Raw genomic sequence first — 25391 nt, forward strand, 5'->3', positions numbered from 1 at the left:
GGTCGACTGTCAGGCCGCCATCGCTGGCAAGCCAGCTCCCACAATGGGATTGGCTGCGGTCAGTTGGAGATTGGTCGGCTGTCAGGCCGCCATCGCGAGCAGGCTCACTCCTACAGTGGCGTTGGGTACAGGCAGTTGGAGATTGGTCGGCTGTCAGGCCGCCATCGCTGGCAAGCCAGCTCCCACAATGGGATTGGCTGCGGTCAGTTGGAGATTGGTCGACTGTCAGGCCGCCATCGCTGGCAAGCCAGCTCCCACAATGGGATTGGCTGCGGTCAGTTGGAGATTGGTCGGCTGTCAGGCCGCCATCGCGAGCAGGCTCACTCCTACAGTGGCGTTGGGTGCAGGCAGTTGGAGATTGGTCGGCTACTAGGCCGCCATCGCGAGCAGGCTCACTCCTACAGTGGGATTGGGTGCAGGCAGTTGGAGATTGGTCGGCTACTAGGCCGCCATCGCGAGCGGGCTCACTCCTACGGTGGGATTGGGTGAGTCAGTTAGAGCCTGGTCGGCTGTCAGGCCGCCATCGCTGGCAAGCCAGCTCCCACAGAAAAGCAAAGCAGTCCAGACAAACCGCATGCTTTTCACCACTCAAATGGCCGAGTGTCAGCTCGCCGAAAGCTCTTGATCTTGCCGTGCCGGCCCCTTCGGCAGGCTGAGTGGAGGGGTTTATCCGGGGGTGGGAGCGCAGCGACCGTTCGACGCAGTCGAACACATCGAGAGGAGGTGCAGCGAAGCAAACCGGAGGCGATGCCCCCGGATGAGCCCCGCAACGAAGGAACCCGAGCCTAAGCGAGGGCCGTACGCCGGGGCCAAGCCTTTTGGTTACTTTTCGGCGTCTGGAAAAGTGACTCGCCGTAAGGGCGAAACCGCCAGTGGCACCACCCGAAGCAACGGATATACACCCAAAACCCCAGGAACCTGGTCGGCCCAAAGGCCGCCAAGTCCAAAAAAGCCTCATCCCTCCCGACGCACCCGGAACCAAGCCGCATACAAAGCAGGCAAAAACAAAAGCGTCAAAGCCGTAGCCACAATCAACCCCCCCATGATCGCCACCGCCATCGGCCCGAAAAACACACTGCGCGACAAAGGAATCATCGCCAGCACCGCCGCCAGCGCCGTCAAGACAATAGGCCGAAACCGCCGCACCGTCGCCTCGATAATCGCCTGCCAAGGCTTAAGACCAGAGGCAATATCCTGCTCGATCTGATCCACCAGAATCACCGAGTTACGCATGATCATCCCCGACAGCGCGATCGTCCCCAGCATCGCCACAAACCCGAACGGCTGGCGGAACACCATCAGAAACAACACCACCCCGATCAACCCAAGCGGTGCCGTCAGAAACACCATCGCCGTGCGCGAGAAACTGCGCAGTTGCACCATCAGCAACGTCAGCACCACCACAATGAACATCGGCACCCCGGCATTCACCGACTTCTGCCCACGCTCCGAATCCTCCACCGTGCCGCCAACATCCAGCAGATACCCGTCAGGCAATTCGGCGCGCACCGGATCCAGCGTCGGCTCGATCTGCTTCACCAGCGTCGCCGGCTGCTCCTTGCCGTAAATATCGGCACGCACTGTCACGGTCGGCAGACGATTACGGTGCCAGATGATCCCTTCCTCAAACCCGTACTCCAGCGTGGCAATCTGCGACAGCGCCACACTGCGACCGTTATCGGTCGGCACCGCCAGACTCGGCAGCAACGTCAACTCGGTGCGCTCATGCACCGTGCCGCGCAGCAGAATCTCGATCAACTCGTTGTCCTCGCGGTACTGGCTGACACTCGAGCCGGTCAGCGAACTCTGGAGGAATTTCGCCAGATTGGCCGTGCTCACACCGAGCGCCCGGGCACGGTCCTGATCGATGTTCAGGTAAACCACTTTGCTCGGCTCTTCCCAATCCAGGTGCACGTTGACCACATGCGGGTTTTCGCGAACCTTGGCCGCCACTTTGCGCGCCAGCGCACGGACTTCCTCGATGTGTTCACCGGTGACGCGGAACTGCACCGGATAGCCAACAGGCGGGCCGTTTTCCAGACGCGTGACCCGCGAACGCAGGGTCGGGAATTGCTCGTTAAGGGTCTCGATCAACCAGGTGCGCAGGGTCTCGCGCTCCTCGATGTTTTTCGCCAATACCACAAACTGAGCGAAGCTCGCCGCCGGCAGTTGTTGATCCAGCGGCAGGTAGAAGCGCGGCGAGCCGGTGCCGACATACGCTACGTAGTTATCGATGCCGGCGTGATCCTTGAGCAGCGCTTCCAGGCGTTTGACCTCGGCCGTGGTGTTGGCCAGCGACGCCCCTTCAGCCAGTTTCAGATCGACCATCAACTCCAGTCGATTGGAGGCCGGGAAGAACTGCTGCGGGACGAAACGGAACAGCATCACCGACGCAATAAACAGCCCCACTGTCAGCACAATCACGGTTTTGCGGTGCGCCACGCACCACTCGACCAGACGTCGAACCCGTTGATAAAACGGCGTGCCATACGGGTCGGCCTGGCCGTCAGCCGTACCGTGTTTGGCTGCATGAATTTTCGCCAGATCCGGCAGGAGTTTTTCCCCCAGATACGGCACGAACATCACCGCCGCCACCCATGAGGCGAGCAACGCGATGGTCACTACCTGAAAGATCGAACGGGTGTATTCGCCGGTGCCGGACTGCGCAGTGGCAATCGGCAGGAAGCCGGCAGCGGTGATCAGCGTGCCGGTGAGCATCGGGAACGCGGTGCTGGTCCAGGCATAACTCGCGGCCTTGATCCGGTCGAAGCCCTGTTCCATTTTGATCGCCATCATTTCCACGGCGATGATCGCGTCGTCCACCAGCAACCCCAGCGCCAGTACCAGCGCGCCGAGGGAGATCTTGTGCAGACCGATGCCGAGGTAATACATGCAGGCGAAGGTCATCGCCAGCACCAGCGGAATGGTCAGCGCGACGACCATGCCGGTGCGCACGCCGAGGGAGAAGAAGCTCACCAGCAACACGATCGCCAGCGCCTCGACCAGCACCTGGACGAACTCGCCGACTCCGGTTTTCACCGCCGCCGGTTGGTCGGACACCTTGCGCAATTGCATGCCGGCCGGAAGGTTTTTCTGCAGGCGCGAGAACTCGCCCTCCAGCGCTTTGCCCAGCACCAGAATGTCGCCACCGTCCTTCATCGCTACGGCGAGGCCAATGGCGTCTTCGCCCATAAAACGCATGCGGGGCGCCGGTGGATCGTTGAAACCTCGACGCACATCGGCGACATCGGAGATGCGGAACGTACGATCACCGACCCGGATCGGGAAGTTCTTGATCTCCTCGACCGTCTGAAAATTCCCTGAAACCCGCAATTGCACGCGCTCGCTGCCGGTTTCGAAGAAGCCGGCGGTGGACACCGCGTTCTGCTCTTGCAGCGCTTGCTGCACCGCCGCCAGCGGCAAGCCCAATGTCGCGAGCTTCACATTGGACAGTTCGACCCAGATCTTCTCGTCCTGCAAACCGAGCAGATCGACCTTACCCACATCCTTGACCCGTTGCAGCTGGATCTGGATGCGGTCGGCGTAATCCTTGAGCACCGCGTAGTCGAAGCCGTCGCCGGTCAGCGCATAGATGTTGCCGAACGTGGTGCCGAATTCATCGTTGAAGAACGGCCCCTGAATATCCGGCGGCAAGGTCTGGCGAATGTCGCTGACCTTCTTGCGCACCTGATACCAGAGGTCAGGGATTTCCTTGGAATGCATCGAATCGCGGGCAATGAAGGTCACCTGCGACTCACCGGGGCGGGAGAACGACACGATGCGCTCGTACTCGCCGGTTTCCATCAGTTTCTTTTCGATGCGTTCGGTAACCTGGCGCGAGACTTCCTGCGCGGTCGCCCCCGGCCAGCGGGTCTGAATGACCATGGCCTTGAAGGTGAACGGCGGGTCTTCGCTCTGGCCGAGCTTGGTGTAGGACAAGGCGCCGACGATGGCCAGCAAAAGCATCAGGAACAGTACGATCTGGCGATTACGCAGCGCCCATTCAGAAAGGTTGAAGCGCATCGGGACTTACTCCTTGTCCGCCAGATTGACCACACGGTTGGAGCGATCCACAGGCCGCACCTGCTGACCTTCGAGCAATACGTGAACCCCGGCGGCGACTACCCAGTCGCTGGCATTCAGGCCTTCGAGCACCGGCACGCTTTTCTCGCCAAACGGGCCGATACGCACTGGAGTCTTTTTCAGGGTGTTGTTGGCGTTGACGACCCAGACGTAGGTCGCGCCGTTTTCTGCGGTCAGCGCCGAGAGCGGTACCGACAGCGGCACGGCATCCGTCGATTGCACGAACACCCGGGCGCTCTGGCCTAGCTCAGCCGGGACTTCGCCGCTGGTGAACGAGATGCGCGCGGCGAAGGTGCGGGATTTCGGATCGGCTGCCGGCGACAGTTCACGAATCTGCCCGGCGAAGCGCTGATTCTGCTGGGTCCACAGTTCAACGGTGACTGGCTGGCCGACCTTGAATCGCCCGAAGCTCTGCTCCGGCAGGCTGATCGACACTTCGCGCTCGCCATCGGTGGCAAGCGTGAACACGGTTTGCCCAGCGGCAACCACTTGCCCGACTTCCACCAAACGCTTGGCCACCACACCGTCCTGCGGCGCACGCAACACGGCGTAACTGGCCTGGTTGGTCGAGACGTTGAATTCGGCCTTGATCTGCTTGAGGCGGGCTTCGCCGGAGCGGTAGAGGTTTTCCGCGTTGTCGTAGGCGGAACGGCTGACCATCTGCCGATCCATCAGCGTCTTGTAGCGGTCACGCTCGGCGCGCACCAGATTCAGATTGGCTTCGGCGGCGGCGACCTGTGCGCGGGTGGCTTCCAGTTGCAGGCGCACATCCTGCGGATCGAGTTCGGCCAATGGTTGATCAGCCTTCACGCGCTGGCCTTCCTCGACCAGTCGTCGGCTGACTTTGCCGCCAATGCGGAACGCCAGATCGGGTTCGTAGCGGGCGCGAACTTCGCCCGGATAACTTTCCATCGCCTGCGCCGAAGGCTCTGGCTGCACCACCATGGCCGGTCGAACGCTGACTTGCGTCGCCTCTTCCTGACCGCATGCGGACAATAAAACAGCCAGGCTGACTGGCACGGCAAACGACAACGCATGGCGGAACATGGTGACGGACCTTTCGCTAATGGTGCTTGGAATATTTATACTGGCCGGTATGGTATTAATAGCAAACTCACCAGTCCAGTATTAAAAGCGAAGAATGTCGAACAATCTTTCAGCTCCAAACGGCCCGGGCCGTCCGAAGGATCCGGCCAAGCGCCGGGCGATCCTCGATGCGGCGAAAACCCTGTTTCTGAGTCACGGCTACGCCAACACCAGCATGGACGCGGTCGCCGCCGAGGCTGGCGTGTCGAAACTGACGGTTTACAGCCACTTCAACGACAAGGAGACGCTGTTCTCCTCCGCGGTGATGGCCAAATGCGAGGAGCAGTTACCGCCGCTGTTCTTCGAACTGCCCGCCGGGATCCCCGTGGAAAATGTGTTGCTGAACATTGCCCGAGGCTTTCATCAACTGATCAACAGTGACGAGTCGGTGAATCTGCACCGCCTGATGATGGCGCTGGGCACCCAGGATCCGAAGCTGTCACAGATTTTCTTCGAGGCCGGTCCCGAGCGCATGGTGCAAGGGATGGAGCGGCTGCTGAAACGCATCGACGAGACCGGCGCGCTGAGCATCGACCTGCCGCGTAATGCGGCCGAGCATTTCTTCTGCCTGCTCAAGGGCGCGGGGAATTTTCGTTTGCTGTATTGCTGCGGTGAGCCGCTGAGCGAAGAGGCTTCCGAGAGTCATGTGCAGGAGGTGGTGGGGTTGTTCATGCGGGCGTATCGGCCCTGATTTTTTAGCGCCTGTTCTGACGTCATCGCTGGCAAGCCAGCTCCCACAGGGATCGTGCTGAACACAAATTGTGCGAACGACACAAAAACTTGTGGGAGCTGGCTTGCCAGCGATTGAGGCGACGCGGTCTCAGCCCTTGAGCGCTTTCTTCGGGTAGATGTCATATCGACTGGATTTACCATCCAGCGCATGACTCGGCTTCGGCCCCTCGATGCACGGCGCCTTGCGCGGGCGCTTGACCACCACCCGGTGCGTCGCCAATGCCAGCGCCGCCTCCAGCAATGCCGGTGCATCCGGATCATCCCCGACCAGCGGCCGGAACAGGCGCATTTCCTTCTTCACCAGCGCGGTTTTCTCGCGATGCGGGAACATCGGGTCGAGGTAGATCACCTGCGGCGGCTCGCCCTCCCAGTTGCGCATGACTTCGATCGAGTTGCCCTTGAGCAACTTCATCCGCGCGACAATCGGCGCCACGTCGAAATCTTCCGCCGCCCGCGCCAGACCATCCTCCAGCAGCGCCCCGATCAGCGGCTGGCGCTCGATCAGGCTCATCTCGCAGCCCAGACTGGCCAGCACGAACGCGTCCTTGCCCAGCCCCGCCGTGGCGTCCAGCACTCGCGGGCGCACGCCTTGAGCGATGCCGACCGCCTTGGCAATCATCTGCCCGCTGCCGCCGCCGTACAGACGCCGGTGCGCCGCGCCACCCTCGACAAAGTCCACCCGCACCGGCCCCGGTGCATCCGGACCGAGCTGCTGCAGCTGCAGACCCTGCTCGCCGACCTGCAAGGCAAACTCGCCGTCGTCCACCTGCAGCGGCAGGTCCAGGCGCTTGGCCCACTGCTCGGCCTGCGCTTCAAACGTCGGGCCGAGGGCCTGGACATGGATGCGGCAGGCCGCGGGTTGCTCAATCATGAAAACACGCTCAAAAAAGTTAAGGATCGGCAAAAAGTGGCCGATAAACCAATCAACGCGCATTTTGCCAGAGCTGAGCGTCAACCGAAAAAAATGTCAGGCATTCTTCCCACATCGATTGGCTACATTTCGCCCAAGGGCGACTTCAGCCGTCATAACACTCAAGCATTGGGCGGCGTCAGTCACCTGTGGCAAGATTTCTTTGCCCAGGCGATGGCCGAACAGACGAGTGATGTGGTGCCGGCCTGTGGCACCTTTCCACCGGTTGACCTGAACAGCCCGGAAGAACCGACCCTGGGCAGCGAGCTGCACGCGCACATCGTCGAGCAGCGTCAGTGCGACGTGGTCGAGACCGAAGTGCGTCCGCCGGAGCCGCTGTTCCTGCCGATCGCCGAGTTCGAAACCGATCTGCTGGACAAGCCGTTCCCGCCGTTCCCGCCAGAAGAACTCAAGGCTCAGCAAGAGCAGCAGGATTTCGACAGCAGCTGGGTCCGGCCGATCGTGATCAACAATGGTCAGCCGGTGCCAGAGCCCGGCCCGGCACCGCAGAAAAAACCGCTGTATCTGCCGATTGCCGAATTCGATCTCGACCTGCTGCAAAAACCTTATCCGCCGTTCCCGCCGGAAGAAATCGTCGAGCAGCAGAAGGCGCTGGACTTCGACAACGGCTGGGCGCGCCCGATCGTCCTGCAGAACCTGCGCCTCGCCGCCTGACACCTCAGCGACACACGCTCCAGCGTCCGACATCGACATGAAAGTGATTGCGGTGAGCGGCGTTGTAATCCGGACTCAACACCACACTGAACGCCTCGCAGGCGCCATCGCGCACCTGCCGCAGAAACTGTGCGTCCTGATTCTGTTTCGGCCAGTCCTTGAGCACGCTGATGCTGCGTCCGTCCGCCAGCCGGAAGCCGGCGATGTCCAGCGCATCGGCACTGGCGTGGCGGCTGAGCGCCCCGCTCTCGCGGTTATAGACATTGCGACAGGCGAAGCTGCCGAGGTGATCAAGCCGCGCGACCCTCTGCCCGTAAGCAGACTGTGCGGCGGGTTGCAGGGTATGCCGTTCAAACATCGCGTAAGCCACCGCCAGCGGACAACTGGCGAGGAAGCTGCTGCTCAGCGCCACCTCACCGCCCTGCACGCGCACGGCGCCGATCAGCGGGCACTTGGCGTCGGGGCTGTCGGCTTGCGCTGTGACACGCAGACCCGAGCTGCTCAGGACTTGCGCGCATAACTCGGGATTGCCGCGCAGGCGCATCAGTTTGAAACCGGTCAGCCAGTTCGGCGCGGCCTTCACGTCCAGCGGCGCCCACGGATTCCACTCGGCCGGCACGTCGAGCCAGCCGCGCCAGACACTGACCACGGCGCCTGCAATCATCAACAGTAGCGACAGCGCGATCCAGCGACCCATGCTCAGCCTTTGAAAAACTGATTGGCCTTGGCGTACGGCATCGACTGCGACGTAAAGCCGAAGGTGCCGTGCCGCTGGATCTCTTCAGCCGCGCGGAAGAACTCGCCAAATGCCGCCAGCGCCAGGGCCGAACCGGTACTGATGCGCCGCACCCCCATCTCTTCAAGCTGCTGCACCGTCAGTTTCAAACCGCCGGACATCAGCACATTGACCGGTTTTGGCGCCACCGCGCGCACCACCGCCAACACCTCTTCGGCGCTACGCAAACCCGGCGCATACAGCACGTCGGCGCCCGCCTCGGCAAAGGCTTGCAGGCGGCGAATGGTGTCGTTGAGATCGGGATTGCCGTGCAGGTAGTTTTCCGCGCGAGCGGTCAGGGTGAAGGGAAATGGCAGCGTGCGCACCGCAGCGACAGCGGCTTCGATGCGCGCCACGGCGTGTTCGAAGCAGTAGATCGGTGCGTCGGCACGGCCCGTGGCGTCTTCGATCGAACCGCCTACCGCGCCCGCCTCGGCGGCACGCAGCAAGCTTTTGGCGCACTCGGCCGGGTCATCGGCAAAACCGTTTTCCAGGTCCACCGCCACCGGCAGATCGGTCGCCGCGACAATCGCCCGGACGTTGTCCAGAGTCTCATCGAGGCTCAAGGCGCCGTCGGCCTTGCCTTGGGAAAACGCATAACCGGCACTGGTGGTCGCCAGCGCCTGATAGCCCAGACTGGCGAGCATCTTCGCCGAGCCTGCATCCCATGGATTGGGAATCACGAAAATCCCCGCACGCTCATGCAGGGCTTTGAAGGCTTGGGCTTTGCGCAGTTGTTCTGTAAGGGCGTGGGCGTCCATCGGCTGGCTCCTGGGCAGGAAAAAAATCCGCCTCAGAGCAGGCCAAGTTGCTCGGCGGCGGGTTCTCTGTATAGCTCAGGCAAGGATGGCAGGCCAGGCAAACGTTGCATCAATTGTGCGTGAAAACGTTGCGCCAGCTTCGCCGCCATGACGTTGTCGGCGGTGTGCAGGAAGATGTACGGCGTGCGGCCCTCTTCGATCCACTCGGCGATTTTCGCCACCCAAGGCACGAGGAACGGATCATTGGCTTCCAGCTGCGGGTGGCCGATGAAGCGCACTTGCGGGCACTGGCTGAAGGCCGCCGGGCGGGTCGGCACCCGGGGCTTTTTCGATTGCGCGTGGATCACCGAAGACTCGGTCGACAGGCAACTGAACAGCGCCCGTGGATCGAGGCAGATGCGCTCCACACCACGCTCCAGCAGCAGGCGATTGAGCAGACGTTCGCTTTCGCCCTTGGCGAAGAACTGCTCGTGGCGCACTTCCACCGCCAGAGGCCGGTCCAGCGCGTCGATGAACGCAGTCAGCTCCGGCAGTCGATGCGGGGTGAAGCTTTTCGAAAGCTGCAGCCACAGCGGCGAAACGCGTTCGCCGAGCGGGCTGAGAAGATTTACGAAGGTTTCGGCGGCGGTCAGTTGATCGCGCAGGTCACCGCTGTGGCTGATGTCGCCGGGAAACTTGGCGGTGAAGCGAAAGTGTTCGGGCATGGTCTCGGCCCAACGCTGCACGGTGGCCGGCGAGGGGCTGGCGTAGAAGGTCGTGTTGCCTTCGACGGCATTGAACACTTGGGAGTAGAGAGCGAGGAAGTCGGAGGTCTTGGCATCTTCGGGGTACAGATAATCGCGCCAGGCGTTTTCGCTCCAGGACGGACAACCGAGGTAGTAAGGCAGATCCATCAGATGTACAGATCGAGGCCCAGCACGTCCGCATCCCAATCGACAAAACCGGCGGTGCTCAGGTAGCTGGCGAGGGCCATCGCTACGCTTTTGCTCATGGCGCGGTGATAAATCATGTCTTGCTGACGGGCGGGCAGATTGGCCAGGCGTTGTGCGGAGGCTTTGGCAGCGCGGGCGGCCAGTTGCTCTTCAGTCGGAAATTCCAGCTCGCCGTCGATATCGTCGACGGATTCATCCAGCGCCACATTGCCTTTGCGAGGCTTGCGCTTGATGGGGTAGGACTGAGAGGAAAGGCCGTCTATACGCATAATTTCATGCTCGGTATCGATGATGGCAATTTAGCGGCACTTGACCGACTTAGCAAACCGCCGAGTGATAACTAGAACACATAAAGCGCAAAAGGTTTAAAGCGAGGGGATGGAAACTGATGATTGGCAGAATTTGGAATAAGCCACTGAATTCTGCGTGAGTGCTTTTGTGGCGAGGGAGCTTGCTCCCGCTGGGCCGCGAAGCGGCCCCACTGGATTATCAGATAAATCGCGGTCGCAAGTTTTGCGACTGCTCCGCAGCCGAGCGGGAGCAAGCTCCCTCGCCACAATAGCCCCGCCGCTTTGAATGATCAGCGAGCCTTGGGGGTGGCGACTTTGTCGCGCAGGTAAACCGGTTGCGCATCATCGGCCGGGATCGACTCGCCGCGTTCCCAGGCAAACCGCGCCAGGGCCAGCAGGTCTTCGGCGTGAGGCAACATGCCGGCGTCGAAGCCAGTGAGGTTGACCGCAATCCGCTCGCCATAACCCCAGCCCGTCCCGGCACCGAACCACTCGCCGCTGGCATCGGCGGGCAGCGCTGCCACTTCCGGCGGCAGTACCGCCTCGACGCCGACCAGACGCATCTCGCCAGCCGTTTCGCGGTAGCAGCCCCAATACACTTCATCCATCCGCGCATCGATAGCCGCCGCGACCTGGCTCACGCCGTGTTCGCGATAAGCACGTTGCGCCAGGACGGCGAGGTTGGACACCGGCAGCACCGGACGATCCAGCGCGAACGCCAGACCTTGCACCACACCGATGGCGATCCGCACACCGGTAAACGCACCCGGCCCACGACCGAACGCGATGGCGTCCACCGCTTGCAGCGTGGTGCCGGCATCGGCCAGCAGTTGCTGGATCATCGGCAGCAGCTTCTGCGCGTGCAGACGCGGGATCACCTCGTAATGGCTCGTGACCTTGCCGTCATGCAGCAAGGCAACGGAGCAAGCTTCGGTCGCGGTGTCCAGGGCCAGCAAGGTGCTCATCGATGTATCCAAAACAGGTGGGGGAAAAAGTGCGTCAGTATAAACAACTACGGCCCGCAAGCGGGCCGTGGATGATGCAGCCGATCAGCTTTTTCAGCTCAGCGCTTCGAGCACCTTGGCGGTGATCGCTTCAACCGAACCTACGCCCGGAATGTGGCTGTACTTCGGCTTGCCGTTGGCAGCGGAAAGCTTCTGGTAGAAGTCCACCAGCGGCTTGGTCTGCGAATGGTAGACCGACAGGCGATGACGTACGGTTTCTTCGGTGTCGTCCTTGCGCTGCACCAGATCGTCGCCGGTGACGTCGTCTTTGCCAGCCACTTTCGGCGGGTTGTAGACGATGTGGTAAACGCGGCCACTGGCCTCGTGAACGCGACGACCGGCGATACGCTGAACGATTTCTTCGTCTTCAACAGCGATTTCAACCACGGCGTCCAGCTCGACACCGGCAGTTACCAGCGCTTCGGCCTGTGGAATGGTGCGCGGGAAACCGTCGAACAGAAAGCCGTTGGCGCAGTCTGGTTGAGCGATGCGATCCTGCACCAGCGCGATGATCAGGTCATCCGACACCAGGCCGCCGGCATCCATGATGCTCTTGGCTTGAACGCCCAGCGGAGTGCCGGCCTTGACCGCAGCACGCAGCATGTCGCCGGTGGAGATTTGCGGAATGCCGAATTTCTCGGTGATGAACTTAGCCTGAGTACCTTTACCGGCCCCGGGAGCTCCCAGCAGAATGACGCGCATCGATGTGCTCCTCAATTTTTTATATAAAAAACAACGGGATTCGCCTCTTTGGGCCAATCTTAAAAAACGGGTCGTGGCCGCACAAACGGCCAAAGGCTGATCAAGATACACAGCAGGCTGCGCCCACACAAGACGCCAAAAGTCGGAGAAACCGGCGCCTGCCGTGACCTTACGAAGCGGTAACCCAAGTCGCAACCCCATCACTAACTGTCGCCTGACGGCACTTTCTGCCTGTGTACAAAGCGGCACCCGGCCTGTGCACCGGGTGCCTGATGCCAGCGCAGAAACCTTAGCCGGTATTGCGCAACCCGGCGGCAATCCCCGCCACAGACACCAGCAGCGCCTGCTCCACCGGGCTGCCCTGCTCGACATTTTGCTGCCGTGATCGGGCCAACAGCTCGGCCTGCAATAGATGTAGCGGATCAAGATAGGTGTTGCGCAGACGGATGAATTCCAGGGTGTCGGGGCTATGTGCCAGCAGCTGCGACTGCCCGGTCAGACCAAGCACCACCGTACACGCCTGCGACAATAGGTCGCGTAACTGTGCGCCCAACGGCAGCAAGTCCGGCTCGACCAGACGCTGGTCGTACGACAGTGCGATGTCAGAGTCGGCCTTGGCCAGGACCATTTCCAGCATGTCGATACGGGTGCGGAAGAACGGCCACTGTTCGCGCATCTGCCCGAGCAGTTCGCCCTCGCCGCGCTCCAGCGCCTTGCTCAACGCGCTTTCCCAGCCGAGCCAGGCCGGTAGCATCAGACGAGTCTGGGTCCAGCCGAAGATCCACGGAATCGCCCGCAGGCTCTCGATCCCACCGGCACGGCGCTTGGCCGGACGGCTGCCAAGGGGCAAGCGCCCCAACTCCTGCTCCGGGGTCGATTGGCGGAAATACTCGACGAACTGCGGATTTTCCCGCACTACGGCGCGATACGCGGCAACGCCATCGGCGGCCAGTTCATCCATCAGGTGCCGCCACTCGGGCGTCGGTGGCGGTGGGGGCAACAACGTCGCTTCCAGCACGGCGGCCAGATACAGATTGAGGTTCTGCTCGGCGATGTCCGGCAGGCCGAATTTGAATCGAATCATTTCACCCTGTTCGGTGGTACGGAAACGCCCCGCCACCGACCCCGGCGGCTGCGACAGAATCGCCGCGTGTGCCGGACCGCCGCCGCGACCCACGGTGCCACCGCGGCCATGGAACAGCAGCAGTTCGACTTGCTGTTCGCGGCAGATCTCCACCAGCCGCTCCTGCGCGCGGTATTGCGCCCAAGCGGCGGCGGTGGTGCCGGCGTCCTTGGCCGAATCGGAATAACCGATCATCACTTCCTGCGGGCCTTGCAGCCTGGCGCGGTAGCCCGGCAGCAGCAACAGACGCTCCATCACCGGCCCGGCGTTGTCGAGGTCGGCGAGGGTTTCGAACAGCGGCACCACGCGCATCGGCCGCAGTACGCCGCACTCCTTGAGCAGCAGTTGCACCGCCAGCACGTCGGAGGCGGCGCCCGCCATCGAGATCACGTAGGAACCCAGCGAGGCACCCGGTGCGGCAGCGATTTCCTTGCAGGTGGCGAGCACCTCCGCGGTGTCGGCGGACGGTTTGAAATGCGCCGGGAGCAAGGGCCGACGATTGCTCAATTCGCGGGTGAGGAAGCTGATGCGCTGCTCTTCGCCCCAGTCTTCGTAGCGACCGAGGCCGAGGTAGTCGGTGATTTCGGTCATCGCAGAGCTATGCCGCGTCGAATCCTGACGCACATCGAGGCGCACCAGGAACAGGCCGAAGGTCACCGCCCGGCGCAGGCAATCGAGCAACGGCCCATCGGCGATCACGCCCATGCCGCATTCGTGCAGCGAGTTGAAACACAGTTCCAGCGGATCGAGCAGATCGCGGTTGTTGTGCAACACGTCGGCTGGCGGTGGCGTTGTCGCGCTGAGCGACGCATGCGCCCAGTTGCGCGTGGCGCGCAGGCGTTCGCGCAATTGCTTGAGCACCGCCCGGTAAGGTTCGGCACTGTCACCGGCCTTGGCCTTGAGCGCATCGCTGGCCTGCTGCATCGACAGCTCGGCCGCCAGGTGATCGACATCGCGCAGATACAGGTCGGCAGCCATCCAGCGCGCCAGCAACAGCACTTCGCGGGTCACTGCGGCCGTGACATTCGGGTTGCCGTCACGGTCGCCACCCATCCACGAGGCAAAGCGAATCGGCGCCGCCTCCAGTGGCAAACGCAGGCCCGTCGCTTCATACAGCGCCTTGTCGGCCTTGCGCATATGGTTGGGAATCGCCTGCCACAGCGAATGTTCGATCACCGCAAAGCCCCATTTCGCTTCGTCGACCGGGGTTGGCCGGGTGCGGCGGATTTCTTCGGTGTGCCAGGCTTCGGCGATCAGCCGTTGCAGGGTGTTCTGAATCTGTTCGCGCTCGGCGCTGGTCAGGTCGCGATGATCCTGCGCGGCCAGTTGCGCAGCGATCGCGTCGTATTTCTGGATCAAGGTGCGCCGCGCCACCTCGGTGGGGTGCGCGGTCAGCACCAGTTCGATTTCCAGACGCGCCAGTTGTCGCGCCAGCGATTCGGCGCTGTGGCCTTCGTTACGCAGGCGGGCGAGCAGTCCCGGCAGTACGCGGGACTCGAACGGCGCCGGTTGCGACTCTTCGCGGCGATGAATCAATTGATACTGTTCGGCGATGTTCGCCAGGTTGAGAAACTGGTTGAACGCCCGCGCCACCGGCAGCAGTTCGTCCTCGCTCAACTGGTTGAGGCTGGCGCTGAGTTCGGCGTCCATCGAGCCACGGCGGTCGGCCTTGGCGCCCTTGCGAATCTGCTCGATCTTGTCGAGAAATTTCTCGCCGTACTGGTCACGGATGGTATTGCCCAACAGCTCACCGAGCAGGTGAACGTCCTCGCGCAAGCGTGCATCAATATCGGTCATCAGCAGTTCTCCAGCGTTAATCGGGACGGCGCAGAAACGAATGCTTTGCCCAGAGAGTGCCGCTCTGTGGCGCTTCTTACAAGCAGACGACGAAGGGACTTTAAACCTTGCGGCCTGAAGCTAGTCTCAACAGTAAGCCGTACAACGGCTTGCCGCCGGCCCCGCCGGACATTCACCAGATCCTGCCATGAGCAGGTGTGACATGAGGTCATCATGAAAATCCGTGAACTCGCCCAGCATTGGGAAGAAAACGCCAAGGGTCGCCTGACCGACACTGGCTACACGATTCATCTGGACGTCGAGGCCGCTGCGCGACTGGCGGCGATTGCCGAGATGTACCCCAAACGCCACCCCGAAGAACTGCTTGGCGAACTGATCGGCGCCGCGCTCGAAGAGTTCGAGGCGAGCCTGCCGTATGTGAAAGGTTCGACGGTGGTGGCGACTGATGAAGAAGGCGATCCGCTGTACGAAGATGTCGGCCCGACGCCGCGTTTTCTGGCGCTGTCGCGGCGGCATTTGCAGGATTTATCCGCCGCTGCCGGCAAGCAAAAGCACTGATACAACATAGATCAAACTGTGGGAGCGAGCTTGCTCGCGAATGCGGTATTTCAGCCGACATTGATATCGACTGATTCACCGCATTCGCGAGCAAGCTCGCTCCCACATTGGCTGCATTGAACTTCAAAAATCGTACACTTTTACCCCGCGCGTACCTCTCCCCGCCTCCAAAGTTCCCGGTTTAGAGCCTTGTCGGTTTGGTCAAAAAAAATTTTGGCGATAGGCCATCTTTTCTGAACTTTTGAAAAACGCCTCCGGTCGGAAGCTGTAACCACGCCTGGAACGAGCGTTTCAAAAACGCGCTTTTACACGACGCTTGCGGCTCCTCGACCAGGATGGATTTTCGGTTTTATCAGGAGTTAAACAATGGAGTTGAAGACCATGAAGACCCAAACCTCGTTCTCCCACCTGCGCGGTCTGAAACTGGCTGCTCTGGCTATCGGTACCAGCTTCGTTCTGGCCGGTTGCGCCGGTAACCCGCCGACCGAGCAGTACGCCGTGACCCAATCGGCCGTCAACAGCGCCGTCAGCGCCGGTGGTACCGAGTTCGCTGCAGTGGAAATGAAGCAGGCGCAGGACAAGCTCAAGCAAGCCGAAATCGCCATGCACGACAAGAAGTATGAACAGGCTCGCACCCTCGCCGAGCAAGCCGAATGGGACGCTCGCGTAGCAGAACGCAAGGCTCAGGCTGCCAAGGCCGAACAGGCTGTTAAGGATTCCCAGAAAGGTGTTCAGGAACTGCGTCAGGAAAGTCAGCGCACCGTGCAGTAAGCGCGCATCCCGAATCGCAAAGCTGAAACTTTTATCGATAGAAAGGACGACAAATTATGCGTAAGCAACTGATGATCCCCGCTCTTCTGGCCGCAAGCGTTGCCCTGGCTGCCTGCTCCACTCCGCCTAACCCGAACCTGGAACAGGCGCGCACCAACTACGCCGGCCTGCAGGCCAACCCACAGGCAAGCAAAGTCGCTGCCCTGGAAACCAAGGACGCCAGCGACTATCTGGACAAGGCCGACAAGGCATACCTGGACAAGCAAGACGCGGCCAAGGTTGACCAACTGGCCTACCTGACCAACCAGCGCGTGGAAGTGGCCAAGCAGACCATCGCCCTGCGCACCGCTGAGAACAACCTGAAAAACGCTGCCGCGCAACGTGCTCAGGCGCGTCTGGACGCTCGCGATCAGCAGATCAAGCAACTGCAGCAGAGCCTGAACGCCAAGCAGACCGATCGCGGTACGCTGGTGACTTTCGGTGACGTGCTGTTCGCCACCAACAAGGCTGACCTGAAATCCAGCGGTCTGGTGAACATCAACAAACTGGCGCAATTCCTTCAGGAAAACCCTGATCGCAAAGTGATCGTCGAGGGTTACACCGACAGCACCGGCGCGGCTTCGTACAACCAGTCGCTGTCCGAGCGTCGTGCTACCTCGGTACAAGTCGCTCTGATCAAGATGGGCGTAGATCCTTCGCGCATCGTGGTTCAGGGTTATGGCAAGGAATACCCGGTTGCTGATAACAGCAGCGTCTCGGGTCGTGCGATGAACCGTCGTGTGGAAGTGACCATTTCCAACGACAACCAGCCAGTGATGCCACGTTCGGCGGTCAGCTCGAACTAAGCAGCACGCGCTAACGCAAAAGCCCCGCCTGAGTGATCAGGCGGGGCTTTTTGTTGAAGATCAAAAGATCGCAGCCCGCGGCAGCTCTTACATGAGGATGCGTTCCCTGTAGGAGCTGCCGCAGGCTGCGATCTTTTGCTTTTAAGGTTCAAGTTTCTGCGGCGTTTCCTGGCCCATGCAGCGCACCGCTTTTTTCTGCGCATTGATCAGCACCCCGGTCAGGCCCTTCTGCTCGGTGTCGAACAGCACCAGCACGCCATCGATGCACTGCGCCACTTGCGGCGCCGGGTCCAGCGAGACTTTGTAGTCTTCGCCCGGCACGGTCTTGAGCATGGTGAATTCGTTGAGCAGCAGCGCATCCTCGGGTTTGGCGAAATGCAGGTAGCCGTAGTACCACAGCGCCCCGACCGTGCCGAGGATGCTGCAGATACCGGTGATGATCAGCGGGATGGCGTTACGTTCTTCAGTCATTGCGGACTCTCATCTTCAGAATTCGGGGCTTGAGGATAATTCGGGATCTCGCCGAGGCGGCGCAGGCCGTTGAAGTGTTCGGGATCTTCCAGATAGCGCAGCATCACCTGGCGCCAGACCGGGTCACCGAAGGTCTGCACGTGGCCGCCGCGGGTCAGCTGCAGCACGCGCGGTGGCGGCGCAGCCTGATACAGGCGGATGGCGTTGGCCATCGGCACCAGCGGGTCATCGATGCTGTGAAAGATCAGTTTCGGCACGCCCGTGAGCTGCGGCATCGAGTTGATCGCGCTGTCACCATCCGGCACCAGCCACGACAGCGGCACCTGGAACGGCCAAGTCAGCCATGAGGTGCTGAGGGCGTACTGGCCGACGCTGCGGTAACTGGCGGGCACACCGTCAAGTACGAAGGCCTTGAGTTGCTTCTGCCGCTCGGGGTGCTGCACCAGCCAATGCACGGCCATCGAACCACCGAGGCTCTGGCCGAGGAGGATCAGCGGTTTGCCTTTGACTTCTGGCGCCTTGTCGAGCCAGGCGAACGCAGCGTCGATGTCCTGATAGATCGCCGGCAGACTCGGTTTGCCCTCGGACAAGCCATAGCCGCGATAATCCACCAGCAGCACCTGATAACCGTTTTTCGGCAACCACCAACTGCCGCCGAGGTGCATCGGCAGATTGCCGCCGTTGCCGTGCAGGTGCAGGACTGTGCCTTTGACCTCAACCCCGGGTTTGGCCGGTAGCCACCAGGCGTTCAGCTTCAAGCCATCCGCCGTGACCAGTGTGACGGTGCGGTATTCGAGTTTGGCTTTTTCCGGGGTGAAGATCTGGCCCGGTTCGGGGTAGAACAACAGCGAACTGCAACCGCTGAGGGTCAGGAGCAGGCAAAGGATGCCGAGGATTCTCATCCGGTGAAACCTCGCAGAATTCGGGTTGAAAACAATAATTGTGTCAACAAATAACCCTGTGGGAGCTGCGGTGCGACGATTCGACTTGCCAGCGATAGCGGTGGGTCAGCCAACATCAATATTGACTGACAGAATGCAATCGCTGGCAAGCCAGCTCCCACAGGATTTGAGTGTGGTCTACAGGATATTGGAGTAATCCGCCTCGATCCGGTCCAGGCTCAAGTGATTGAGGAAGTTGGAGAAGCACATCCACGCCGACAGCGCGTTCATGTCGCGGAACTGTTCCGGCAAATATTTCGGCGGCACCACCAGACCTTCATCGACCAGTTGACGCAGGGTACGCATGTCCTCCAGCGTGGTCTTGCCGCAGAACAGCAGCGGTACCTGCTCAAGCTTGCCCTTACGCACGGCCAACTGAATGTAGTTGTAAACCATGATAAAGCCCTTGAGGTAGGACAAGTCTTTGGTGAATGGCAGACCGGTCGGGGTCGAACCACGGAAAACACGACTGGCATTGCCGTAGCTTTCGGCCATTTCGAAGCCCTGCTCGCGGAAGAACTCGAACACCTGCAGAAAGTCCGCGCCCTCCTCGACCATGTGAATGGCACGGGTGCGGTTGGTCAGTTTGCGCAGGCGACTCGGGTAGGAGGCGAAGGTGATGATTTCCATCAGGATCGCCAGGCCTTCCTGGGTCACCGTCGACGACGGCGGGCCTTTGGACAAGAAGGTACAGATCGGCTGATTCAAGCCGTTGAGGGTTGTACCGACATGCACCAGGCCTTCGTGGACTTCCAGTGCACGCACGTCGCGGTCGTTGAACAGCGCGTCGGTGCGGATCTTGATGTAGTCGGCGCCCGCCGCCGCGTCGGCGACGATGCCGTCGGACTCGAACACCCGGATGGTTTCCTCGGCCTCGCCAAACACCTTGTTCAAACGGGTTTGCAGCAGGTGCACGGCATCCTTGGCGGTGAGGACTTTCGGCTCGTCCTTCAGGTCGCCACGGCCATCGATGTTGTTCAGGTAGTCGGACATCATCAGGCCGAGGTCGGCCAGGGTCGGGTCGCCGGCGTGGAACGCGTCGGAGGCGGCGCCGTAGAGTTCCTGGGAGATCAGGCCGAAATCCTCGGTGCCGCGCGCTTCGAGCATGCGCACCACCATGCGGTATTCCTTGCACATGCGCCGCATGATCTGCCCGACCGGGTTGAACTGGCCGAGCTGGCGGGTGATGTCGCGCTCGATGTTCTGGAATTCCAGTTTGACCTTGCTCGAATCGAAGGACAGCGGCCGATTGAGATAGTAGTCGCGATCCACCGCCGGCATTTCCTTGCCCTTGGCCTTGAGAAAGCCCTTGCGGATGTTCTCGTCCCACTTCACCGCATCGAGCACGCGGATCGGCGTCTGCGCCAGCACAATGCGATCGGACAGCGTGCGTATCGTCTGCTGGTAATCGTCCACCCGAAACTCCTGTAGAAAACTGAATTATTTGGCGCGGGCCTGGCGCTGATAGCGCGCGGCCTCGACGAAGACATCGGAATTGGCCGGATCGTCGAGGTAAGCAAAGACCTTGTCGAGGCTGCTGTCGACCTGCACGCCGTCGCCGTCGTCCTCAGTCTGGAAAGCCTTGCCGTCGAGGGCTCGCTGTTTGATCGCCTGATTGATCTGTTCGAGGTCGAGGTTGTACACCACCAGCTCGTGTTTGTCGGTGAGTTCGAAACCGGCGATGGTGTATTGGCCACCGTAACGCGCCGGCACTTTCGCCGACAGGTACCAGCGACTGCCATGGCGCGACACGGTGAACGGGTACGCCTCGCGCTCGTGAGGCCGGGCCTTGAACCAGGTGACGGCCTGATAGCGATCATTGCCGACGCGGGTCAGCTCAAGGTTCATCGGCTCGCCCCAGGCATTGGTGCTCGCCCACGTGCCCAGCAGGCCCTTGGGCGCCGGGTCACTGGCAGGCAGCGGATTCTTGAAGGTCACCAGACAGCCACTGAGCAGCAGGAACGACAAGGCGATCAGCACGCCACGCCAGGCTTTCATTCAATACTCCCTATGAATCCATAGCCCTGAACACCGCCACATTCCCCCTGTGGGAGCGAGCTTGCTCGCGAAAGCGGTGGTACCGCCAACATTAATGTTGAATGTCAGTCCGCCTTCGCGAGCAAGCTCGCTCCCACAGGGTAAATCAACAGTGGCTTACACCGAGGCCAGGACCAGATGCATATACCGCGTCAGAATCCCGAGCATGTCCTGTTCGGCCAAAGGCTCGGCGTCGTTGAGCAGGCCCTGATATTCCATCCGTCCGATAATCGCCGTCAACACCTTGGCATCCTGCTGCGGTTCACGCGAGCCCAGCACCTGGAACAACTGGCAGGTGCCCTGCAGCAGAATCTGCTGATGCGAGCGCACCAGATCCGCCAGCCGCGGGTTGAGCAGCGCTTCCTGGCGGAACGCCTGCTCGGCCATCAGGTGCTCGCGGCGATTGACCAATTGCCGGTGCACATAGTCGGCCATCAGCCGCGCGATATCGTCCGCCAGTTGCGAGCGCGACTCGGGGCTGCCGTCGCCACTGACGACCATCTCGCGCAGCAGGCCTTCGTTGTTGATCCACAGCTTGGCCATGTAGGCCGCGCTGCGTTCGACGTATTGGGCGAAGGTATCGGTGAGCAGGTCATCGATATCCTTGAAGTAATAGGTGGTGGCCGACAGCGGCACACCGGCCTCGGCCGCCACGGCCCGGTGGCGCACGGCGCGCACGCCGTCACGCACGACAATGCGCATTGCCGCGTCGAGAATGTCCTGTCGACGCTGCTCACTGCCCTGTCGGCTGGCCTTGCGGCCCTGGTACTGAACACTTTCAGCGACCGCAGTGGCGATACCCGCTGCACCTTCTTGAGCGATTGCAACCATCACGACTGGACTTCCTCTGCTATTGCAAAATTAACCAATTGATACATTTGTACCAGACAGGCAATAAAAAGCCGCCTGTTTTAGGCGGCTTTTTAACTGAAACGTTTACGCTTGCGGTCGCATGTGCGGGAACAGGATCACATCGCGGATCGACGGCGAGTTGGTCAGCAACATCACCAGACGGTCGATGCCGATACCCTCACCGGCCGTTGGCGGCATGCCGTACTCCAGCGCACGCACGAAGTCGGCGTCGTAGTGCATGGCTTCGTCGTCGCCGGCGTCCTTGTCGGCCACCTGCGCCATGAAGCGCTCGGCCTGGTCTTCCGCGTCGTTCAACTCGGAGTAGGCGTTGGCGATTTCACGGCCGCCGATGAACAGCTCGAAACGGTCGGTGACGTTCGGGTTCTCGTCGTTACGACGGGCCAGCGGCGACACTTCGAACGGGTACTGGGTGATGAAGTGCGGCTGCTCCAGCTTGTGCTCGACCAGCTCTTCGAAAATCATCACCTGCAACTTGCCCAGACCTTCGAAGCCCAGCACCTTGGCGCCGGCCTTCTTGGCGATGGCGCGCGCCTTGTCGATGTCGTTCAGATCATCGGCGGTCAACTCAGGGTTGTACTTGAGGATCGAGTCGAACACCGAGAGACGGGCAAACGGCTCGCCGAAGTGGAACACCTTGTCGCCGTACGGCACGTCGGTGCTGCCCAGCACCAGCTGTGCCAGTTCACGGAACAGTTCTTCGGTCAGGTCCATGTTGTCTTCGTAGTCGGCGTAAGCCTGGTAGAACTCCAACATGGTGAATTCAGGGTTGTGACGGGTCGAAACGCCTTCGTTACGGAAGTTGCGGTTGATCTCGAACACTTTCTCGAAACCGCCAACCACCAGACGCTTGAGGTACAGCTCAGGCGCAATACGCAGGAACATTTCCATGTCCAGCGCGTTGTGGTGGGTTTCGAACGGCTTGGCTGCGGCGCCGCCAGGAATGGTCTGCAGCATCGGCGTTTCGACTTCGAGGAAGTCGCGCTTCATCAGGAAGCTGCGGATGTGCGCGATCACTTGCGAGCGTACGCGGAAGGTCTGGCGTACTTCTTCGTTGACGATCAGGTCAACGTAACGCTGACGGTAGCGCTGTTCGGTGTCGGTCAGGCCGTGGTGCTTGTCCGGCAGCGGGCGCAGCGACTTGGTCAGCAGGCGCACGTTGGTCATTTCGACGTACAGGTCGCCCTTGCCGGAACGCGCCAGGGTGCCTTCGGCGGCAATGATGTCACCCATGTCCCAGGTCTTGACGGCGGCCAGGGTGTCTTCGGACAGGGTTTTACGGTTGACGTAGACCTGGATGCGACCGGTCATGTCCTGGATCACCATGAACGAGCCACGGTTGAGCATGATGCGACCGGCAACCTTGACCGGGATTGCAGCCTCGGCCAGCTCTTCCTTGGTCTTGTCCGCGTATTTCTTCTGCAGATCTTCGCAGTAGTTTTCGCGGCGGAAGTCGTTCGGGAAGGCGTTGCCCTTGGCGCGCTCGGCAGCCAGCTTTTCCTTGCGCAGGGCGATCAGGGAGTTTTCTTCCTGTTGCAGGGCTTGCGGGTCGAGTTGTTGGTCGCTCATGTCTTCAGATATTCCATCAGGTTCGTTGCCCCCGGGCCTGGCGGCCCGGGAATCGCCAGCAGGGCTGGCTCCTACAGGGATCGCATTGCATCAGCGACCCTGTGTGCGTCTTTTACAGCCCCGATTTCAGGCTGGCTTCCAGGTATTCGTCGATGTCGCCGTCGAGCACCTTGTCGCAGTCGCTGCGTTCAATGTTGGTGCGCAGGTCCTTGATCCGCGACGCGTCGAGCACGTACGAACGGATCTGGTGACCCCAGCCGATGTCCGACTTGGTGTCTTCCAGCGCTTGCGAGGCGGCGTTGCGCTTCTGCATTTCCTGCTCGTACAACTTGGCCCGCAGCATTTTCATGGCGGTGTCCTTGTTGGCGTGCTGGGAACGTTCGTTCTGGCAGCTGACCACGGTGTTGGTCGGTACGTGGGTGATACGTACGGCCGAGTCGGTGGTGTTTACGTGCTGACCACCGGCACCGGAGGAACGATAGGTGTCGATCCGCAAGTCTGCCGGGTTGATTTCGATTTCGACCTTGTCGTCGATCTCTGGCGAGACGAAAACGGCAGAGAACGAGGTGTGGCGACGGTTGCCGGAGTCGAACGGGCTCTTGCGTACCAGACGGTGCACGCCGATCTCGGTGCGCAGCCAGCCAAAGGCGTATTCACCCTTGATGTGCACGGTCGCGCCCTTGATACCGGCGACTTCACCGGCCGACAGTTCCATGATGGTCGCGTCGAAACCGCGTTTGTCGGCCCAGCGCAGGTACATGCGCAGCAGGATGTTGGCCCAGTCCTGGGCCTCGGTACCGCCGGAGCCGGCCTGGATGTCCAGGTAGGCGTTGTTCGGGTCCATCTCGTGGCTGAACATGCGGCGGAATTCAAGCTTGGCCAGTGACTCTTCAAGCCCTTGAAGCAGTTCAACGACGTCGTTTACCGCGCCTTCGTCGTTTTCTTCAACGGCCATGTCGAGCAGCTCGCGGGAATCGGCCAGACCGCTGGACAGCTCATCCAGGGTGTCGACGATCTGCGCCAGCGATGCTCGCTCGCGGCCCAGTTCCTGGGCGTATTCAGGTTTGTTCCAGACTGCAGGATCTTCAAGCTCGCGATTGACTTCGATCAGACGCTCATGCTTTTGATCGTAGTCAAAGATACCCCCGAATAGTTTCGGAGCGCTCGGACAGGTCCTTGATGGTGTTCAGGATCGGGTTGATTTCCATGACGGGCAGCACTCGTTGGCGAACTTTTGAAAGCCGGCGAGTATAACGTAATCACGCTGTCACGGCAGCCCGTCTGGCGGCTGTCGGGGCGAATCACTTGACACAATGCCCCTGTAGGAGCTGCCGCAGGCTGCGATCTTTTGATCTTTAAAAGCAAAATCAAAAGATCGCAGCCTGCGGCAGCTCCTACAGGATATTCGATTGCAACGGTCCATCGGACGTCAGACCGACAGGCCAGATCGGTGGGTTATTCGATGCCGACTTGGTTACGCCCGTTATTCTTGGCCAGGTACAACCCGCGATCCGCCGCCGAAATCAGCAGCCGGCAATCGCTGCCCGCCTGCGGCACCATCGTCGCCAAACCAATGCTGATGGTCAGGCTCGCGCCCTCCCCCGGGGTGTTGTGCGGAATCTTCAGCGCTGCCACGGTCTGGCGCAGCTTCTCCGCCACCAGGCGTGCGCCGCCCGGTGAGGTGTTCGGCAGCACCAGCGCGAACTCTTCACCGCCGTAACGTGCCGGCAAGTCCGACGGCCGGGCGCTGGCGTCGCGGATCGCCGTGGCGACCTTGCGCAGCGCTTCGTCGCCCTCGACGTGGCCAAAGCTGTCGTTGTAGGACTTGAAGTAATCGACGTCGATCATCAGCAACGACAACTGGCTCTGGTCGCGCAGCGAGCGGCGCCATTCCAGCTCCAGGTACTCGTCGAAGTGCCGGCGGTTGGACAGCCCGGTCAGGCCGTCAGAGTTCATCAGCCGTTGCAGCACCAGGTTGGTGTCGAGCAACTGCTGCTGGCTGACGCGCAACGCACGGTACGCCGCATCGCGCTGCAGCAGGGTCATGTAGGAGCGCGAGTGATAGCGGATGCGCGCCACCAGCTCGATGGTGTCCGGCAGCTTGACCAGATAATCGTTGGCCCCGGCCGAGAACGCCGCGCTCTTGATCAGCGGGTCTTCCTTGGTCGACAGCACGATGATCGGGATGTCCTTGGTCGCCGGGTGATTGCGGTATTCGCGCACCAGGCTCAGGCCGTCGAGGCCGGGCATCACCAGGTCCTGCAGAATCACCGTCGGCTTGATCCGTACCGCCTGGGCGATGGCCTGGTGCGGGTCGGAGCAGAAGTGGAAGTCGATGTTCTCTTCATTCGACAGCCCACGGCGCACGGCTTCGCCGATCATCGCTTGATCGTCCACCAACAACACCATGGCGGCGTTTTCGTCGGTTTTAATGTCGTCGATCTGTAAATCATTCATGG

23 protein-coding genes are annotated in these 25391 nt (G+C 61.1%); 5 read left to right on the plus strand and 18 right to left on the minus strand.

The window, feature by feature from the left end; all coding sequences use genetic code 11:
* Positions 1 to 954 precede the first annotated feature (954 nt).
* Positions 955 to 4023, minus strand: coding sequence for an efflux RND transporter permease subunit (locus ACU680_RS08635; RefSeq protein ID WP_448179217.1), 3069 nt, complete (start codon positions 4021 to 4023; stop codon positions 955 to 957).
* A gap of 6 nt (positions 4024 to 4029) precedes the next feature.
* Positions 4030 to 5130 (minus strand): efflux RND transporter periplasmic adaptor subunit, encoded by a 1101-nt coding sequence (locus ACU680_RS08640; RefSeq protein ID WP_448179218.1) that lies wholly within the window; start codon positions 5128 to 5130, stop codon positions 4030 to 4032.
* Between the two features lie 94 nt (positions 5131 to 5224).
* On the opposite strand from ACU680_RS08640, the gene ACU680_RS08645 reads away from it, so the two are divergent.
* A complete protein-coding gene (locus ACU680_RS08645; protein WP_007964234.1) occupies positions 5225 to 5860 on the plus strand; it encodes a TetR/AcrR family transcriptional regulator in 636 nt (211 codons plus the stop codon).
* A gap of 129 nt (positions 5861 to 5989) precedes the next feature.
* Here the strand turns inward: ACU680_RS08645 and ACU680_RS08650 are convergent, their stop codons facing one another.
* Entirely contained in the window at positions 5990 to 6772 is a 783-nt protein-coding gene (locus ACU680_RS08650) for a class I SAM-dependent methyltransferase (RefSeq protein WP_448179219.1), read from the minus strand.
* 93 nt (positions 6773 to 6865) lie between these two features.
* Between ACU680_RS08650 and ACU680_RS08655 the strand changes: the two genes are divergently transcribed.
* On the plus strand, positions 6866 to 7486 hold the full coding sequence (locus ACU680_RS08655) for a hypothetical protein (protein WP_041063310.1): 621 nt from the start codon (positions 6866 to 6868) through the stop codon (positions 7484 to 7486).
* A 4-nt stretch (positions 7487 to 7490) separates the two neighbouring features.
* Here the strand turns inward: ACU680_RS08655 and ACU680_RS08660 are convergent, their stop codons facing one another.
* The 7 genes from ACU680_RS08660 to ppc form a co-directional block, all read right to left on the minus strand.
* Complete coding sequence (locus ACU680_RS08660; protein WP_448179220.1) at positions 7491 to 8183, minus strand: extensin-like domain-containing protein; 693 nt, start codon at positions 8181 to 8183, stop codon at positions 7491 to 7493.
* Positions 8184 to 8185: 2 nt separating this feature from the next.
* Positions 8186 to 9022: an isocitrate lyase/PEP mutase family protein gene (locus ACU680_RS08665; protein WP_448179221.1), complete on the minus strand. Its 837-nt coding sequence runs from the start codon at positions 9020 to 9022 to the stop codon at positions 8186 to 8188.
* Positions 9023 to 9054: 32 nt separating this feature from the next.
* Complete coding sequence (locus ACU680_RS08670) at positions 9055 to 9915, minus strand: DUF72 domain-containing protein (protein WP_448179222.1); 861 nt, start codon at positions 9913 to 9915, stop codon at positions 9055 to 9057.
* Positions 9915 to 10223 carry a hypothetical protein gene (locus ACU680_RS08675; RefSeq protein ID WP_003222071.1) on the minus strand — a complete coding sequence of 103 codons (309 nt, stop codon included), beginning with the start codon at positions 10221 to 10223 and terminating at the stop codon, positions 9915 to 9917. The genes ACU680_RS08670 and ACU680_RS08675 overlap by 1 nt, the downstream gene beginning before the upstream one ends.
* Before the next feature lie 311 nt (positions 10224 to 10534).
* Positions 10535 to 11209 (minus strand): tRNA (adenosine(37)-N6)-threonylcarbamoyltransferase complex dimerization subunit type 1 TsaB, encoded by a 675-nt coding sequence (tsaB, locus tag ACU680_RS08680; RefSeq protein WP_367083312.1) that lies wholly within the window; start codon positions 11207 to 11209, stop codon positions 10535 to 10537.
* 93 nt (positions 11210 to 11302) lie between these two features.
* Positions 11303 to 11950, minus strand: coding sequence for an adenylate kinase (gene adk / locus ACU680_RS08685; protein WP_003222067.1), 648 nt, complete (start codon positions 11948 to 11950; stop codon positions 11303 to 11305).
* Between the two features lie 289 nt (positions 11951 to 12239).
* Positions 12240 to 14870, minus strand: coding sequence for a phosphoenolpyruvate carboxylase (gene ppc / locus ACU680_RS08690; RefSeq protein WP_448179223.1), 2631 nt, complete (start codon positions 14868 to 14870; stop codon positions 12240 to 12242).
* 213 nt (positions 14871 to 15083) lie between these two features.
* Here ppc and ACU680_RS08695 point away from each other — a divergent pair, with 213 nt between their 5' ends.
* From ACU680_RS08695 to lptF, 3 genes are all read left to right on the plus strand, one after another.
* Complete coding sequence (locus tag ACU680_RS08695; protein ID WP_003222064.1) at positions 15084 to 15428, plus strand: hypothetical protein; 345 nt, start codon at positions 15084 to 15086, stop codon at positions 15426 to 15428.
* Positions 15429 to 15794: 366 nt separating this feature from the next.
* The gene (locus ACU680_RS08700; RefSeq protein ID WP_007964219.1) at positions 15795 to 16199 is read left to right on the plus strand and encodes a DUF4398 domain-containing protein; all 405 of its coding nucleotides are present in this window, start codon (positions 15795 to 15797) and stop codon (positions 16197 to 16199) included.
* Positions 16200 to 16255: 56 nt separating this feature from the next.
* Positions 16256 to 17044: a lipotoxin F family OmpA-related lipoprotein LptF gene (lptF, locus tag ACU680_RS08705; RefSeq protein WP_007964218.1), complete on the plus strand. Its 789-nt coding sequence runs from the start codon at positions 16256 to 16258 to the stop codon at positions 17042 to 17044.
* A 141-nt stretch (positions 17045 to 17185) separates the two neighbouring features.
* Here lptF and ACU680_RS08710 read toward each other — a convergent pair whose 3' ends face one another.
* The 8 genes from ACU680_RS08710 to ACU680_RS08745 form a co-directional block, all read right to left on the minus strand.
* Positions 17186 to 17515, minus strand: coding sequence for a PA3694 family proteiin (locus ACU680_RS08710; protein ID WP_007964217.1), 330 nt, complete (start codon positions 17513 to 17515; stop codon positions 17186 to 17188).
* Positions 17512 to 18417, minus strand: coding sequence for an alpha/beta hydrolase (locus ACU680_RS08715; RefSeq protein WP_448179224.1), 906 nt, complete (start codon positions 18415 to 18417; stop codon positions 17512 to 17514). The genes ACU680_RS08710 and ACU680_RS08715 overlap by 4 nt, the downstream gene beginning before the upstream one ends.
* Before the next feature lie 177 nt (positions 18418 to 18594).
* Entirely contained in the window at positions 18595 to 19872 is a 1278-nt protein-coding gene (locus ACU680_RS08720) for a flavohemoglobin expression-modulating QEGLA motif protein (RefSeq protein ID WP_095667407.1), read from the minus strand.
* Positions 19873 to 19896: 24 nt separating this feature from the next.
* Entirely contained in the window at positions 19897 to 20454 is a 558-nt protein-coding gene (locus ACU680_RS08725; RefSeq protein ID WP_448179225.1) for a hypothetical protein, read from the minus strand.
* A 156-nt stretch (positions 20455 to 20610) separates the two neighbouring features.
* Positions 20611 to 21324, minus strand: coding sequence for a TetR/AcrR family transcriptional regulator (locus tag ACU680_RS08730; RefSeq protein WP_007964212.1), 714 nt, complete (start codon positions 21322 to 21324; stop codon positions 20611 to 20613).
* Between the two features lie 105 nt (positions 21325 to 21429).
* Positions 21430 to 22932 (minus strand): lysine--tRNA ligase, encoded by a 1503-nt coding sequence (gene lysS / locus ACU680_RS08735; protein ID WP_041063265.1) that lies wholly within the window; start codon positions 22930 to 22932, stop codon positions 21430 to 21432.
* 112 nt (positions 22933 to 23044) lie between these two features.
* A protein-coding gene (gene prfB / locus ACU680_RS08740; protein ID WP_096795805.1) for a peptide chain release factor 2 occupies positions 23045 to 24140 on the minus strand; the annotation gives its coding sequence in 2 pieces (ribosomal slippage) (positions 23045 to 24067 and positions 24069 to 24140; 1095 coding nt in all).
* Between the two features lie 247 nt (positions 24141 to 24387).
* Positions 24388 to 25389 carry a diguanylate cyclase domain-containing protein gene (locus ACU680_RS08745; protein WP_367083302.1) on the minus strand — a complete coding sequence of 334 codons (1002 nt, stop codon included), beginning with the start codon at positions 25387 to 25389 and terminating at the stop codon, positions 24388 to 24390.
* Positions 25390 to 25391 lie beyond the last annotated feature (2 nt).

The organism is Pseudomonas sp. LF020 (assembly GCF_053456425.1).